The sequence below is a fragment of the Psychrobacter sp. ASPA161_6 genome (genome assembly GCF_051970285.1).
GTDB lineage: Bacteria > Pseudomonadota > Gammaproteobacteria > Pseudomonadales > Moraxellaceae > Psychrobacter > Psychrobacter glaciei.
Window position 1 is genome coordinate 648,485 of sequence record NZ_JBEFNJ010000002.1, and the last position, 16,936, is coordinate 665,420.

The following is a 16,936-nucleotide window of genomic DNA, read 5'->3' on the forward strand; positions in this document are numbered from 1 at the left end:
TTCGAATTGATTATAACCTCATCTACTACGTACGAAACCCAAACTTATACAATATATAAGTGGGCAACTAGAAATCAATACAGCCGCTAAAAATCCATTTTTAGCAGCCATAGAGTTGTATGTAGAATATGTAAGATTATGAGTGTTAATAACTGCTGTATGCTGATTAAATAAGCATAGAAAGAACGACTATTATTATCTCATTTTAAGAGGACAAATCAAGAGAGGCTCTGTAATGCTCATGTCACTATGATTAACATATCGATTAACATATCGGCTACTTTAATAGCATACTTTGACCTAATTTATGAATAGGCAAAATGTGTTTATAGCATGCCTAGTAACTCATACAAGAAAATATGCGAAAAAAATCAATGTTAATTAGCGACCTTTTCAAAGCGCGCAATAGACTCAACATGTCCAGTATGGCAAAACATATCCATTACGCCAGCATGAGTCAGACGGTAGCCTTGCTCTAACAATGCTTTTGTATCACGGGCGAGCGTTGCAGGGTTGCAAGAGACATAGACAATACGCTCGGCGTTAAATTTCGGCAGATACTGCATAATCTCCCACGCACCAGAGCGAGGCGGATCGATCAATAGCGCATCAAAGCCTTGATTGGCCCAAGGCTTATCAGTACAGTCTTGCGTTAAGTCTTGGCTATAGAATTCAGTGTTATTGATACCATTACGACGTGCATTGTCAGCGGCGCGTGCGGTCATTGCTTCGCTACCTTCAACACCGACGACAGAGCCAGTCTCGCCAACCAATCGTGCCAATGGCAAGCTAAAGTTACCCAAACCACTGAATAAATCAAGTACGCGTTCACCGGCTTTTAGGTCTAATAAATCACAAGCAAGTTTGGTCATCTGACGATTTACTGATAAATTTACTTGAGTAAAGTCAGTAGGGATAAATTCAAAAGTAAGGTCGTATTCTGGCAGTTGGTAATACAAACGTCCAAATTTCTGACTCAGGTCATCAGCATCCGTCAAGGCGATACGCTGGATGCTGTCAACGCCTTTTGATTGTAAATACAGCTGCCAATTGCGCGCGGCAAAAAACACCTTTAGCTTCTCTACATCAGCATCAGATAACGGCGCTAAGTTGCGCACAATGAGGGCGACTGGCTGGTTGCCATCTGGTAGGTCTGGCATCTCTTCACCCATCGCCAATTCAAGCTGGGCAATCTTGTCACGGCTCTCTAGAGTGCTGATAAGGGTTTTTAAATTTTCAAGCTCAAAGCCAATACGGGGATCTAAGATATGACACTCATTTAGCTCAGCCAAAAAGTTACTTGAGCGTTCACGAAAGCCCACCAAGGCGGTTTCTTTTTTGGTCACATAACGCACACCCATTCTTGCTTTGGTGCGATAACCGAGGCGATCGCCGATTACAGGTGCTAGCCAATGATCAGGCTCGGCTTTGGCTTGATGCATCAGCATTTCAGCAAGGACAGACTGCTTAAAATTAATCTGGGCATCTGGCTGCCAATGCTGCAAGTTACAGCCACCACAGACACCGAAGTGCGGGCAGGGCGGTACCACACGTTCAGGATTTGGGTTGGCAGTGATGCTGATCGCGTCACCTTCCTCAAAGCTGGTTCGGCTATTGGTAAGCTTGACCAAAGCGCTTTCACCCGGCAAAGCAAAGCTGACAAAGACTTTTTTACCATGCTTGTCTACTGCATGACCTTCTGCTTCACCTAAACCATTGCCATATACTGCCACGCCGCGACCATCATGCGACAACCCATCAATATTAAACGGTAAGGGTTCAGCTTCTTTTAGACGGCGACGGGTCTTTGATGACGGTTTGGATTTTTTCTTGTTAGGCGGGATGGTAATGGTTTGGGTATCGTTCGCCTGCAGCGTTGCATCAGCTGCGGTAGATGTTTTTGAATCGGTGGGTTGCATAAACCTGCCTTAAATAAATAATGAATAACTAAAAAGGTGAGTACAGAAATTGGTATAAAGAATCATGCTTATACTGACGGCGTAAATGACCAATCAGCAATAAACTCTTGATGACGTGCACTGCCATCGGCTTGGGTGTATTTTGCTAGATAGTCATGGCTTTGCTGCTGCCAAGCATCAAAATCTTTTGAGGACAGTTGACCGGTCAAACGCAGCCAGCGCAGATAGATTAGCCAGGTATTCATCACGTCAGACTCGCAATAAATAGACAGCGTCTGCCAATCATCATTGCTGACAAGATCGCCAACCATACTGCCATCGACACTGGTTTTGCCGGGAAGTCCATACAAGCTTGCGACGATATCCATCGCTTCGCGGCGACTGGCACCGTATTGGCTAAATCTGTCCATCAAATCAAGATGGCGAGTATGGAAGCGATTGACATAATTATCAAAACGCATGTTTTTGATGCGTGCGCCTTCTTCAAATAGCCATGGTGCTGAAAGGTCATACTGCATGGCACGGTAAATCAATACCGGAATATCAAAACCTGAACCATTCCAGCTGATCAGCTGTGGCAATTTTTCAATGTCACTAAACGCTCGAAAGAATTTAACGAGAATGTCCTTTTCGCTGAATTTATCTGCAGTCAACGAAAATAACGACAACTTGCCATCTTTTATATATAACGCCGAAATACAAACAATACGTTGCAGCGGCAAACGCATAAAATCGTGCCCAGCCTCTTGTGTACGTAGCGCTGTCAATGCGCTCAGTGCGTCCGCATCATTTAGATCGGCCAGCTGCGGGTAAATACGGCGCGCGGCAGCTGTATCCGCGACAGTTTCAATATCAAAGACCAATATAGGGTCGGAGGGTAGGGCGTGTGACATAGATAAACCTAATTAATTTCGAGATTATGGTGCTGCATTGTCTACGCTGTCATCGATACTATACAGCCCCGTCGATAAATAACGGTCTCCACGATCACAGACAATAAAGGCGATAACGGCATCAGGGTTTTCTTTAGCCACCTGTACGGCAGCCCATGCAGCGGCGCCTGAAGATACACCCGCGAAGATACCTTCGGTTTTGGCCAGTTTTCGCATATAAACTTCAGCGATATGTTGTTCAATATCCATCACTTCATCGACCAAGTCTGCATCAAAAATACCCGGCATATAAGCGGCAGGCCAACGGCGGATACCGGCAATAGACGCTTCCTCGTCAGGTTGCAGCCCGATGATTTTGATCGCTGGGTTTTGTTCTTTTAGGTATTGCGAGACACCAGTAATGGTGCCAGTCGTGCCCATCGAGCTGATAAAATGGGTGATTTTACCCGCAGTTTGCGCCCATAGCTCAGGGCCAGTCGTTAGATAATGGGCTTGTCTGTTATCGAGGTTATTAAATTGATCTAAGACGATACCTTTGCCATCCGTTTGCATCTGTAATGCTAAATCACGCGCCGCTTCCATACCTTCGTCCACTTCAATCAACGTCGCACCATAAGCAATCATGGCGTCTTTGCGCTCTTGAGTCGAATTGGTCGGCATCAGTAGGGTGATCGGGTAGCCACGCATCGCAGCGACCATAGCCAAAGCAATGCCTGTATTGCCACTGGTGGCTTCAATCAGCATATCTCCAGGCTTTATGTCGCCGCGCTGTTCTGCTTGGTAAATCATATTAAAAGCAGGACGGTCTTTGACAGAGCCAGCAGGATTATTGCCCTCAAGTTTGGCGAGCAAAACCGCACCGTTTGTAATGTGCTCCTGCTCAGGTAGACGCTGAAGTTTCACCAATGGTGTTTGACCGACGCAATCGGCAAGGGCAGTCACTTGCGTGATAAAGTTGGCATTTGACGTGGTCGTCGTGGACATAAGGTATCCTTATTGGTTTTTTAGAGGACAATTTATTTAATGTTAGGTATTTTTTAGGGCGTTATTCATTTAACAGTCGTCTGAAGCACCGCGTTTTAAATAACGGCTTGCTGATTAACACACTGTTGTTATCGTCCAACAATCGCTTGAGACCATCCCTATAAATTCTGAGACTGCTACTATAAAGGTTGTTACTCAATCGTCAGCCAGTCAATCATCAGTGCGAGGGTCGTAATTACGCCGTTAATCTGGTCATATGACGAGGTATAAATGATGACAAATAAAAAGTTGCGTCATTATATCATTTTGTTTTCAGCCGCGCTGATGACATCAGGTATTATTGGTAAATGCATTGCTACTGATATTAAAGACTTGAACATGGATACTGTCAAAATTAGCAATGGATGAGGGTTCTCTTATCAGGATTATAAAGGTTAAGGTACGCGCTATGAATGTTTAACAGCCATTCATAAAATCCTGTTAAGATAATATCGAGCACCAGTTATTGGCTGCGGCATAAGACGTGAAAGCAGCATGAGTATTTATCACAAAAATATCAGTGGAGAGTAATCCCAGTATGGCATACAAGAAACGTTTTGATACCAGTAGCGCTTATGGTCAGCTGATTATATTGGTGTTTTTGCCGATCTGTTTATTAGCAGCGGTCGGTGGTATCTTGGTCTTTCACGAAACCATGCGTGCCAGCAACTCAGAGCAAGAAGCATTAGCAGAGGCAATGCTTATTCGTTATACACCCACGATTGCCGAGCGTATTCCCGAACTACTAGAGCAGCAGCGTCAGCAAGCGATAGATGAGGTCAATACAAGTGAGGCAAACGAGGCACCGCAAAAATCGGCTGTTACACTCAGCGGCCTCCAAGATAGGCTTGGGCGTATGCAGTCTGAGCAGCATGTACAGCGTATTGCGATTATTGACGAGGGCAATCAAGTACTGGTGACGGTAGGCTATGGGGCGAATGAAGCGTGGCCTCTGATCGCCACGACAGGGGAGTTTTTATCGCAAAAGCCAACACCTATCGGTACCGCCTATGGCAGTATGCTGGGTGATTTTGACGGTCAGCAACTGTGGTTGATGATTGATATGGACAACGAGCCGCTCTATATCGCCCGTTACCGTATCGCCATGGCACTGGTCATTACTGGCTTGTTTACTATTTTAATCTTGTTGCTGAGTTTGAATATTTATTCAAAACGTTGGATTGCACCAATTTATGAGTTGCGCCTGCAATTACAACGTACCCATGTCGACAATCTATACCAACCCGCTTCGGTCGAGTCAACTGGTGAGCTGAATTTATTACAACAGGATTTAATTAGGACTCTACGCCGTTTGCATGGTAGCTTTCAAGAGCTTAAGGACCACGCTGAGCAAACCGAAGATGACTTGCGTTTGGCCTTTGATGAGATGGAAATGCAAAACATTTCTATTAGAAATGCACGTGATGCCGCTATCTCAACAAGCCAAGCTAAATCTGCATTTTTGGCCAATATCAGCCATGAGCTGCGCACACCATTAAATAGTATTGACGGCTTTATTAATTTGCTGGCGCGTCATGGCGAGCTCAATCCTGAACAAGACTTGTATGTGCAGACCATACGCAAATCGTCAGCGCACTTGCTTGCTTTGGTCAATGATGTCTTGGATTTTTCCAAAATCGAAGCGGGCAAATTGGTGCTCGACCGCCATGAGTTTGATTTGTATGACACCATCTATGACGTGGTCGACATGCTGTCACCGGTATCCTCAGAAAAGGGGCTGCGCATGGCGGTGTTGTTTTATAATGATGTGCCGATGCGCGTCAATGGTGATGCCTTGCGCCTCAAACAAGTACTGACCAATATCGTGGGCAATGCCATTAAGTTCACAGACAGTGGCGATGTGGTGGTGCGTGTCAGCTTAGATGACCATCGCGACAATTACTTAATGATTAGCGTACAAGACAGTGGTAAAGGCATTTCTTTGGCCGATCAAAAAATGCTGTTCCAAAGCTTTAGCCAAGGCGATCCATCAATTACCCGCCAGTATGGTGGTACAGGTCTAGGCCTGGTTATCTCCAAGCAATTAACCCGTTTGATGGGCGGTGATATTGGTTTTTATGATAATGCACAAGAAAACATTGCCAATCAAGGCGCGACGTTTTGGTTTCGAATGCCAGCCCATGTCGATGTGCTAGAGGCGGCTACTGGGCAGACGATTGCGCTACCCGTGTTAGCACCGCTGGCAAGTGCCACGGATGAGTTCAATGTGTTGGTATGGATTAATCATCCTGCTTCGATACAGGTACTCAAAGCCAGCTTGCAGTACTTACCGATTAAGCTGACCCAAGCCAATTCGTTGCCAGGCGTGCTTGAGTCACTAAAAGAGCGCGGCAATTATTGGGATTGGGTCATCGTCGATGATGACACGCAAGACGATATGATGGCGCTGCTCAAACAGATTCGTCTGCATTATCAAGGCAAGCTGGCGGTGTTTGGTTATCAGGTCGCTGCCGATCAAGCACTGTTAAATCGTTATCATGCCAATATATTGTATGAGCCATTAGACAAACGCCAACTCTACGGTATGCTTGATACGCAGAAGCGCAGCGCACCCAAAAACATGCAAGAGCCGCGCTGGAAAGGCGTGACCGTGCTGGCAGTTGATGACCATCTGCCCAACCTACTGGTGCTCGATGCCTTACTCAGTGAGCTTGGCATTCAGGTTATTACGGCGAATAGTGGTTTTGAAGCCATAGAGCTTATCAGCAAGCAACAAACCAAAAACATCAAAACCGCCAAAGCTGATAAGCAAAGTTTGTCGAAAAAAACCCAGATTTCAAAAGCGGAAACGCGCGACGAAGTGGGTAAAGCCGCCAACAGTTCCCTATACTCTGAAGATAACAATAATGAAGACAAAAGCACTACTCAGAGTACAACCAATGCTCAGAGTAAAACCAGTAATCAAGATAAAAACAGCATCGACTTGATATTTATGGACATACAAATGCCGCGGATGTCAGGGCATGAAGCCGCTCGACAGATTCGTAATATCGAGAATGCTGATAATCGTATTCCCATTATTGCGTTGACGGCACATGGATTGGCTGACGAGCGCGACAAGCTCATGGCGAGTGGTATTAATGATTATGTGGGTAAGCCTATTAGCCAACCACAGTTGTTACAAGTGCTACAAAAATGGCTAGGACGCACAACGACAGTGCCGCAGTTAACCGCTGTGGCTGGAGTCAATGCAGAGCAAGAGGCTGGTACTCAAAATACTGGTACTCAAAATATCGGTACTGATGTCAGTACTAAAGATTTTGATGCAAAAGGTTTTGATGTACAAAGTGACCCCTTAACGAATACCGCTGTGGAAAAACCTTTAGGTTCGTATGTAGGCACTACAGCACCGGCTTATCCAATGGTTAAAGGTAGTGACGATTATCATGGTCAGGTGTCCGAAGCTATCAATCAGCAAAAAGTAACCCGACCTTTATCATTAAAAAAAATCCGTGATGACTATTTAAAGGATAGCCAGCCTCGTGAGGACTATAGACAAGGAACGCTGCGCGAAAGCCAGCCACGCTATGAAAGCTTGCGTTATCAACAGCAAAGACAAGCATCGCTACTGTACCCTCCGTACCAAATATCAGGCAGCAGCAACCCTGAGGTACTAGCAAGTACCGAGGATAAGTTAGACGAGCACACAAACCTCGACCTAAGCGCTAATGATACGAACACCTCCCATATCTTAGACTGGCAAGATGCGCTGACTCGCTCAGCGAATAAACCGGATCTCGCAGCCAAGCTCATAATTATGATGCTCGATACGATCAATGAGGAAAAACGCGCCCTCACTCAAGCGTGGGATGCCCGTGACCGTAGTGCTCTTGCACAAATTGCCCATCGTATCTTAGGCGGTAGTCGCTATACTGGTGTACCAGAGCTACGTCAGGCCAGCCAAGATTTGGAAGATAAGAGCTTGTTGAATATTCAGCACACTACGCCTGCACAGTTTGCGATGCTTGAGCCGTATTATGAAGCGTTATTAACGGCATTAAATAACTTACAAGCGCTGGATTTATCGTCTTATGCGCAGCTGAATTATCATCGTCTGAGTGAAAATGATATGACGTGGAAGATGATCTGAGGCAGATAATATATCAGATGGTTTTGTCTGCAAATTGGCTGGTTTTTATTGATAGATAGATGGCTGGTATCCTGACAGTCAGTTATTCATGCGATATGACAGATATAACCCTGTTATATTGGCATCATTAGCAGCATATTTATTTTATTTATTAATAAGGATTGTTATGAACGCGATTGCCACGTACCAGTATAAAACGTTACAAGTGAGTGTGACTGACCATATTTTAACCGTTACTTTAAACCGTCCTGAAAAAAAGAATGCCATGAGTTTTCAGATGATAGATGAGTTGATCAAAGTAGCAGGGCGCATTAGCAAAGATAAAACGATACGTGCGGTGATTTTGAATGGTGCTGGAGATACGTTTTGTGCAGGTATCGATTTGAGCGACTTAAACCATCCAAAAAACAAAGCTTTTGCACTTTGGGAGTTAATGAAACCTTGGCAGAGCCTCTTTCAGCGCGTCTGCTTGGTTTGGCGTGATGTGCCTGTCCCTGTGGTTGCGGTACTAGAAGGGTATTGTATTGGTGCAGGGCTACAACTGGCGCTGGCGTGTGATGTGCGCATCAGTCATCCTGATTGTAACTTGTCTATTATGGAAGCCAAGTGGGGGCTCGTGCCTGATATGGGATTGACCCAGTCGGCATTGGGCGTGGTTCGCGTCGATGTCTTAAAAGAGCTAGCGATGAGTGCCCGTACGATTGATGCAACCGAAGGCAAAGAGTTAGGTCTCGTCAGTCATTGTAGCGAGACACCCTTAGCACAAGCACAACAGCTTGCTGCTGAATTTGCAGAGCGCTCACCAGATGCCGTACTGGCCAGTAAGCGTGTCATCAATGCGATGTACGAACAATCAGCGTTGACGTTATATCAAGAAAAAGTCTGGCAGCTAAAGATGATGTTAGGTCGCAACCGTAAGCTTGCGCTCAGAAAAGCCAAGCAAGCCAGCACTGCATTTGCCAAGCGCCAATTCCGTTAGAAATATTAGGTACTTCGTGAAAGGTTGTTTTTGTTGTTAGTGTTTGTTTTATTAACATCATATGGCTATTGAAATACAAGCAGACAGTAAGATATAACACTGTCTGCTTGTGTATCTGTACATAAATATGCATTATTGATTTGCTGCCAGTTTTTTATTTTGAATACCTTTATCCTGAATAAAAACTGGCCACACGCAAAGCCTGAATAATAAAATAATAACCATTATACAAAACGGTCTCACTATGTCTGCTCCAAAGCCTTCTTTGCCCAATAAACCACTTGCCTCTGAACGAGTGCGCTCTGCCGATTTGCCTGTAGCATGGATCATGATGCTCGGACTCATAGTGGCAGTAGGGCCGCTGTCTATTGATATGTATTTGCCAGCATTACCATCGATGGCAGATGACTTTGGTGTATCCACTGCTTTTATGGCCAATTCTGTGCCAGCGTATTTTTTGGGCTTGGTGTTTGGTCAGCTGTTTTATGGTCCGTTTAGTGATCGTGTTGGTCGCGTCAAACCTCTATATATAGGTATGACATTGTATGTCATCGCATCAATCATCTGTGCAACCACGAACGATGAATATGTATTGTTTGTGGGACGCACCCTTCAGGCACTGGGTGCTTGCGTGGGGGCTGTGGTTACCCGTGCCGCGATTCGCGATCGCCTAACAGCCAAACAAACTGCCAAAGCCTTTTCTATCATGATATTGGTGATGGGTTTAGCGCCGATATTAGCGCCATCACTTGGTGCGGTATTTTTGCGTTTTTTTACATGGCACTCTATTTTTTGGTTTTTAGCGGCTTTTGGCACGCTCAACTTATTACTTACCAAATTTTTCTTTTTTGAAACACTGACTGAAGAAAACCGTAATGTGCGTCCTGCCAAAGAAGTCCTGAGTCAATACTGGGACTTACTGAAAGATCGCACCTTTAATTATCCTGCGATTGGTGGCGGTCTGTTGATGGGTGCGATGTTTGTTTATATCAGCTCAGCTTCTGAATTGATCATGGATACATATGGGGTATCGGCGACCCATTTTGGCTGGCTTTTTGGCATGAATGCGGCTGGTTTTGTCGCTTTAACGCAGCTGAACCAATGGCTCACCAATCGCTTTCGTATCCTGAGTATTCTGCGTTTTGGTGCGATGATGCAGGTTATTTCTGCAGGCGTGCTATTCGTGATAGGTCTGTTTTTGGGTACTGATGCGTGGCTACCACTAGTATTGGTCTGTATTTTCTTTTGTATTGCGGGTCTTGGTTTGACGCAGCCGAATGCCTCTGCGATTGCTTTAGCCTTCCAAAAACGCCGCGCAGGTATGGCAAGTGCATTGCAAGGTTCGCTTATGTTCTCAGTGGGTATTTTTGGCGGTTTATTGTTGAATCTATTTCCGGTCAATCCAGTACTTAAAATCGGTATTGCCATGTTTTCTTTAATGAGTCTCGGTTGCTTTTTGATTTGGCAGATAGATCGCAATTTAAATCTTGATGATGCCGAATAATCCCCAAAAGAGTCATTAAATGATCAATTAAATCACTCCTCACTTACTTATTAAAAAGCACTCAAGCGTCAAAGGCGTTGTGAGTGCTTTTTTGTGTGCTTTGTACTAAAAAATGTATATACATTTTTATTTTTTTAAATAAACAAATATCCGTTGTAAAATTAAAATAATGCTTATTATTAAGTCGTAAAATACGAAAAAGCATAAAAAATATACTTATGTTTAATAATAATATATGCAATCTTTGCTATATATAACAATTTGTATGTATTCTCTAAACATAATTATTGCAATCACAGAGTTGCTCAATTATCATCCTAAGTAACTTTCTGTAAGCAAATATTATTCAATGATTATTCGACCTTGCTAGATTGTTATTCACTAAAATTTAGAAAAACCTTAAACTTTAAGGATGGGATATGAAGCAAATATATCGGATGTTACCGATTGTATTAAGTGTTGGCTTATTCGGATGTGGTAATTCTTCTACACAAGAGAGCGCCAACTCGACTGGCAAGGCGATAGCAGCAGAAAGTAAAGATGAGTTTGTCAGTAAACTGCCTGATACTGCGCCAACCTTAAAAGTTGCGATGACCGGTGACTTACCACCTTTCTCTTTCCAAGATGACTATGGAAACATGCAAGGCACTGATGTTGATTCTATTCGTGCCATCGGAGAAGAGCAGGGGTTCAAAGTCGAATTCTATAAAGAAACTTGGCAAGATATGTTCGATAGTGTGGAGTCAGGAAAGCGTGATCTAGCTATCTCGGGTATTTCTTATAAAGATGATCGAGCAGTAAGGTATGGTTTATCAGAGCCTTATTTTTTCAATCCAGCGACTATTATGTATTTGGAAGGTAAATTCGATATTAAAGGTCTAGATGATATCAAAGGTTTGAAGACAGGTACGTTAGAGGGTTCTAAAGAAGAAGATACTCTAAAAGAAATGGGTGATTCGGTTGAGCTGATTTCAAGGTCTACTGCTTTTTTAGCGTATCAAGATTTGGTACAAGGTGATACTGATGTTTTTTTATATGACATGCCAGTCTTACAACATATTATAAAAGGTTATCCAGAGCATAAAGTTACGATTGTTCCTTATGAAGCTGCAGATGCGCCTTCAGCACAGCAAGTAGTGTTAATGGCAAAAGAAAATACTAAGCTCATTAAGACCGTGAACGAAGGTATTATCAAGCTTAAAGAGAAAGGAGTATTTAAAAACATTGAAGAGCGCTGGTTAGGGAAAGCCGAACCTACTGATAATGAAACCTCTGACACTACTAACAATTGAACTAAGGAATTCTGAAGATGGCAACCACATCTAACGTTGACAATAAACGCTATCAAGGTCTGATTGTTTCAATTGCACTGTTTTTATCTCTAATCGGTGCTTTGCTGGCCTTTACCTTTTACACCTCAAGTTTATTAGAAAGAAATACAGCTTTAATCGACCAAACCAACCAAGTCGCTAATAGCGCTCAAGCGGTGATCAAAGATTTATTTGACTTAGATAGCAGCTATGGTGAAGACACCAACTCTCCGCATATTCAACGAGTTTTAGAGCGTTTGGAACAAAACACTGCGCTTATTACCAACTCAATTGCGGCGATTGGGCAGGGTGGACAGGTTACAGATCTTGATGGTAATGACTACACGCTACCAAAGATTAATGAAAATTCGCAAGCCAAAATTTCTGCCGCCAATGAGCAGTGGCAGCTTTTAGAGCCAAAGATTCAAAGCTATCTCAAAGATGCTGATAACATCATGGTTGATTCTTCTGATGAGTTGATTCAAGCGGTTGAGCAGGCTAAAACCTCTAGTTTGTTTATTAACGAATCGTTAGATGAACTCACTGATGAAGTGTTTATCAACGCTGAGCGCCAAGCCGACACCATCCGTTTAATTCAGGTATTGGGTGTTGCAGCTATCTTTGCTTACTTCTTGATTTTCGTTTTCTTCTTCGTTCGTCGTCTGCGTGATACCGATGCAGAAGCTTTGGCCGCTCGTCGTGAAACCCAAGAAATTATGGAGACGGTGAATACGGGTCTCTTCTTGCTAGACAAAGATTTGAATATCGGTCAGCAGCATTCTCGCGCACTGACCAACATTATCGGTGCTGATACCTTAGCAGGAGAAAACTTTACCAATGTCTTGCGTGGTCGTATTTCTGATAAAGACCTAAATACCACTCGCCAATTCATTGAGCAGCTATATAATCCGCGTGTGAAAGAAAAGCTGGTCGATTCTTTAAACCCACTGAACAAAGTCATGTTGCACAATGCTCACGGAGCAGATGGTGCCGACAGTCGTTATTTAGACTTCAAGTTTTCGCGGGTTTATGAAAATAAAGATATCGCTCGTATTCTCGTCAACGTCAATGACGTCTCAGACGCCGTATATTTAGAACAGCGCCTAGAAAAAGAGCGTTCACAAAATGACATGCAGATTGAGATGTTAACAACCATCTTAAACGTCAATCCAAAAATCATTAACGAATTTATTACCAATACCAAAGCGCACATCGACAAGATGAATAACATTTTGAAAAACCCAGGTAGCTCACAATTTGAGCTCGAAGGTAAATTAAAAGCCATCTATCGTGAAATGCATAGCTTAAAAGGTGAAGCTTCTGCGCTGAAATTGCACAGCTTTACTAAGATTGCATCCGATGCGGAAGACAAGCTGGATGCGTTGCAAAATCAAGGCAAATTATCGGGTAATAACTTCTTGCCGTTAGCAGTGCATTTAGATGATTTGCTCAGCCTATCTAATACCATCGAAACATTGGGTGAGCGTATTAACCAAGCCACGCCAAAAAGTGTCAGTGCAACAAACAATACTCATGCGACCCAATCGGTAGCATCATCAGCCACGCCTGCATCAAATATTAAGACACCAGCCGCTAGCGAAAACCAATCAACGCATCAATCAACGTATCAGTCAGCCATGAGCATGCCTGTGGCAAGTGGTAATGATATTGATTTGAGTGATGAGTCGGATGATGATCAGTTGTCTTATTATCAAAGTTTTGCGCAAGACATCGCGGCAAGACAAGGTAAGCAAGTGCAGTTGAGCAGTCAGACGTTAGCGCACACGGCGATACCAGCCCATCTTAAAAATGTCGTCAAAGAAATAAGTATTCAGCTATTACGCAATGCTGTGGTACATGGTATTGAGACGCCTGCGGTACGTCAGTCAGCTGACAAACCAGCCGTTGGTACTATTGATCTAGAAATACAGAGTGATAGCCGCGATCTCATTATCACTTTGCAGGACGACGGACAGGGTATCGATTACGACAGCATTCGCCAAAAACTCATCGCCAAAGGTCGCTTTGATGCAGAAGCTACTGCTCAAATGAGTCAGGGTGAGCTATTAAAGCAGCTGTTTATGTCGGGGTTCTCGACCAAAGAACACGCTGATGAAGATGGTGGTCGCGGTGTTGGCTTGGATATTATCAAAGCACAAGTAAAAGAGTATGACGGTAAGCTCAACGTCAATAGTGAGCTTGGTAAAATGACTCGCTTTACCATTACCTTGCCTAAAGCTTAATTGAGGATAAGAAAGACGTTATGTATAAATTAATGATTGTTGATGATTCTAATATCATTCGAAACCGAATCCAGCGTGCGTACGATTCAGGAGAGTTTATGTTGGTGGCTACGGCGACCAGCGGTGTGCAAGCTATTGAGAAATTTAATGTGCATCGTCCTGATGTCATTACTATGGATTTGACCATGCCACAAATGGACGGTCTAGAGTGTATCGAAAAAATAATTGCGATCGATCCTGAAGTTCGTATTTTAGTGGTGTCAGCCTTATCTGATAAATCGACTGGTATTGAAGCATTATCGTTGGGTGCAAGTGGATTTTTATGTAAGCCTTTTTCAGAAGAAGAGCTTGTCGAAGCTTTACATGAGCTTATGCAAGACTAACTTCAGCCAACGATTTAAGCAGATGTCATTATGAAAGAACAACATTTACATATTTTTTTAAATATCATCACCAACTATTTTGATCAGTTCGGTAGTGAATCACTTATCGTTGATACGCCTTATTTGCTGGAAAATCAACAGCCAAAAGTCTACGACTATACCGGTGTCATTGGTATATCAGGGGTACAAAAAGGCGTGGTATATTTTTCGGCAACCCGTGATTTACTGTCTTCAATATTGGACAGCATGGGTGAAACGGATAAAAGCGATGAAAACTACATCGATTTGGCTGGTGAAGTTGCCAATACGATCGCGGGTAATGCGCGTAAAGAGTTTGGTTCAGAGTTTCATATTTCTGTGCCGTTTGTTTTTAAAGGCGCACCGCAAAGTATTGTGTTGCCGCACGATGAGCGCTCTTTTATCATTCCTGTTACTTGGCGCGGTCAAGTCGGTGAAATTGTGGTTTGTTTGCAAGATTAAACTAAGCACCCACACATCATCGATGTTAGCTATGGACAATACACTATTATGGTTAAAGTAGAAAAATTAGGCGTCTTTTTAAGCTCAATCAGCGCATTCTTTGCGCAGATTGATGATACGCCAGTGGCGATTGATACGCCATATTTGAACAGTAATAAAAGTGCCGTTGGTTATGATTATAGCGGCATCATTAAAATATCTGGACCTATCGAAGGCTGCGTCTATGTGAGCGCGCCAAGCGTAATGTTGCGAGAAGTCATAAAAGTGATGGGCGAGCCAGATTCATCGATTACGATGATGAAAGACTTGTTGGGTGAGATGACCAATACCATCTCGGGTAATGCACGTACGGAGTTTGGCTCAGATTTTATTATCTCACCGCCTAAGATTATTGAGGGCGCGCCAAGCATCGCTTATTTACCAAAAGACCGCCAAAGCTATGTGACTCCATTTACTTGGCGCGGTTACGAAGCGGTGATTGGTATTTGTATCGCTTAGAGCGTGTCTGATCCTTTGAGCATGGCACTGAACGTAGCTGTCTGTGGATCCAATGATAGTAATCAGCGAAAAAACGACGTTAAAGCGTCGTTTTTTTTATGGTTTTTATCCAAAGGTTTGTCCCATAGCTTGTTCATTTATTTGATATTTAGCTTGTGCGGCTCATGATAATAGCGCTAGCAGTAAGCTGTACTTTTATGATAAAATACAGCGCAGCTATTTTATAATTTAGTGTTTATCGCTAAGTTCAAATCATAGCTCATTTTTTAAACCAACCCATCAACCAATGACACACACATCATGGCAAAAAATTGCTGGGTGTTTGGCGACTTGATTAATTTGCAAAAAGTTAATGCGGTATTCATAAGCATTGACCCTCAGCAGATGCGTGTCGCTAGATAGGCAGTTTTTGTGATGTGGAGGCATAACCCAACCACTAGGAATTTCACATGGCTACAAAGAATCCAACCAAAATCGAAATGCGCGACTTACTACAAGCCGGCGCTCACTTTGGTCACCAAACACGTTTTTGGAACCCAAAAATGGGACCATACATCTTTGGTGCACGTAACAAGATTCACATCATCAACTTAGAGCACACTGTAAAAGCGTTTAACGAAGCATTGACTTACGTAAACGGCTTAGCTGCTAAGAAAAACAAAGTATTGTTCGTTGGTACTAAACGCGCTGCTAGCGGTATCATCCGTGAACAAGCTGCCCGTGCTGGCATGCCATACGTTGACCATCGCTGGTTAGGTGGTATGTTGACTAACTGGAAAACACTTCGCCAGTCAATCAACCGTCTAAAAGAGCTAGAAAAACAAGCAGAAGACGGTACTTTCGCTAAGCTTACTAAGCGTGAAGCGTTAGAGCGTACTCGCGACATGGAAAAACTTGAGCGTTCACTAGGCGGTATCAAAGACATGGGCGGCCTACCTGACGCAATCTTCGTTGTAGACGTAGATCATGAAGCGATTGCTATCAAAGAAGCCAAAAATCTAGGTATCCCAGTTATCGGTATCGTTGATACCAACTCAAACCCAGATAACGTTGATTACATCATCCCAGCAAACGATGATGCTATCCGTGCAGTGACTTTGTATGTAACTTCTATGGCTGATGCGATCATTGCTGGTAAAGAATACGCACAGACTCAAGCAGGCGGCAAAGCTGAGCAAGAAGCACCTGTTGCAGCTACTGAAGCAGCACCAGCTGAAGCGGCTACTGAAGAAGCAGCAACTCCAGCAGAATAAATAGCTGACCTAAAAGGTTTACCTTTGTAAGGATGTATTGATAGTTATGCTTTCAGCATCCATATAAAGGTATTAACAGCGTATACGTATAAGCTCACAATAGGCATGATGTAGTTTTACTCGTCATGCCTTATTGTTGATGGACTGTTTGTTAATAGGCGAGTATTATCGCTTATAGTTGCCCTCATGATACACAAGATCTGTTATCACAACGACTTCTGCTATCACAAGCAACGATGAGTACTTTCATCACAATAGCAATCATCACTACAAGAGCAATATAGTACTTATAAAGTATAGTACCTATAGATAGTTTCTATAATATAGATAGTATGAAAAT

Annotated in this window: 12 protein-coding genes; 9 read left to right on the forward strand and 3 right to left on the reverse strand. The window is 43.3% G+C overall.

Annotated elements, in window-relative coordinates:
* Positions 1-377: 377 nt before the first annotated feature.
* From rlmD to cysM, 3 genes are all read right to left on the reverse strand, one after another.
* Positions 378-1,919 carry a 23S rRNA (uracil(1939)-C(5))-methyltransferase RlmD gene (gene rlmD / locus ACTQ9T_RS08740; RefSeq protein WP_440464803.1) on the reverse strand — a complete coding sequence of 514 codons (1,542 nt, stop codon included), beginning with the start codon at positions 1,917-1,919 and terminating at the stop codon, positions 378-380.
* 68 nt (positions 1,920-1,987) lie between these two features.
* Positions 1,988-2,812 carry a 3'-5' exonuclease gene (locus ACTQ9T_RS08745; RefSeq protein WP_440464804.1) on the reverse strand — a complete coding sequence of 275 codons (825 nt, stop codon included), beginning with the start codon at positions 2,810-2,812 and terminating at the stop codon, positions 1,988-1,990.
* Between the two features lie 24 nt (positions 2,813-2,836).
* Positions 2,837-3,796 carry a cysteine synthase CysM gene (gene cysM / locus ACTQ9T_RS08750; protein ID WP_440464805.1) on the reverse strand — a complete coding sequence of 320 codons (960 nt, stop codon included), beginning with the start codon at positions 3,794-3,796 and terminating at the stop codon, positions 2,837-2,839.
* A gap of 577 nt (positions 3,797-4,373) precedes the next feature.
* Here cysM and ACTQ9T_RS08755 point away from each other — a divergent pair.
* The 9 genes from ACTQ9T_RS08755 to rpsB all read left to right on the forward strand — a co-directional run bounded on the left by ACTQ9T_RS08755 (position 4,374) and on the right by rpsB (position 16,596).
* On the forward strand, positions 4,374-7,946 hold the full coding sequence (locus tag ACTQ9T_RS08755; RefSeq protein ID WP_440464806.1) for an ATP-binding protein: 3,573 nt from the start codon (positions 4,374-4,376) through the stop codon (positions 7,944-7,946).
* 166 nt (positions 7,947-8,112) lie between these two features.
* Positions 8,113-8,925 (forward strand): crotonase/enoyl-CoA hydratase family protein, encoded by an 813-nt coding sequence (locus ACTQ9T_RS08760; RefSeq protein ID WP_439292767.1) that lies wholly within the window; start codon positions 8,113-8,115, stop codon positions 8,923-8,925.
* A gap of 244 nt (positions 8,926-9,169) precedes the next feature.
* The gene (locus ACTQ9T_RS08765) at positions 9,170-10,429 is read left to right on the forward strand and encodes a multidrug effflux MFS transporter (protein ID WP_440464807.1); all 1,260 of its coding nucleotides are present in this window, start codon (positions 9,170-9,172) and stop codon (positions 10,427-10,429) included.
* A gap of 419 nt (positions 10,430-10,848) precedes the next feature.
* On the forward strand, positions 10,849-11,721 hold the full coding sequence (locus ACTQ9T_RS08770; RefSeq protein WP_240216482.1) for a transporter substrate-binding domain-containing protein: 873 nt from the start codon (positions 10,849-10,851) through the stop codon (positions 11,719-11,721).
* Between the two features lie 17 nt (positions 11,722-11,738).
* Positions 11,739-13,982 (forward strand): ATP-binding protein, encoded by a 2,244-nt coding sequence (locus ACTQ9T_RS08775; protein WP_440464808.1) that lies wholly within the window; start codon positions 11,739-11,741, stop codon positions 13,980-13,982.
* A gap of 20 nt (positions 13,983-14,002) precedes the next feature.
* Positions 14,003-14,365, forward strand: a complete 363-nt coding sequence (locus tag ACTQ9T_RS08780) for a response regulator (RefSeq protein ID WP_189582679.1) — start codon at positions 14,003-14,005, stop codon at positions 14,363-14,365.
* Positions 14,366-14,395: 30 nt separating this feature from the next.
* Complete coding sequence (locus ACTQ9T_RS08785; RefSeq protein WP_189582676.1) at positions 14,396-14,845, forward strand: chemotaxis protein CheX; 450 nt, start codon at positions 14,396-14,398, stop codon at positions 14,843-14,845.
* 48 nt (positions 14,846-14,893) lie between these two features.
* Positions 14,894-15,343, forward strand: a complete 450-nt coding sequence (locus tag ACTQ9T_RS08790) for a chemotaxis protein CheX (RefSeq protein ID WP_189582673.1) — start codon at positions 14,894-14,896, stop codon at positions 15,341-15,343.
* 449 nt (positions 15,344-15,792) lie between these two features.
* Complete coding sequence (rpsB, locus tag ACTQ9T_RS08795) at positions 15,793-16,596, forward strand: 30S ribosomal protein S2 (protein WP_010201760.1); 804 nt, start codon at positions 15,793-15,795, stop codon at positions 16,594-16,596.
* The last annotated feature ends 340 nt before the right edge of the window (positions 16,597-16,936 follow it).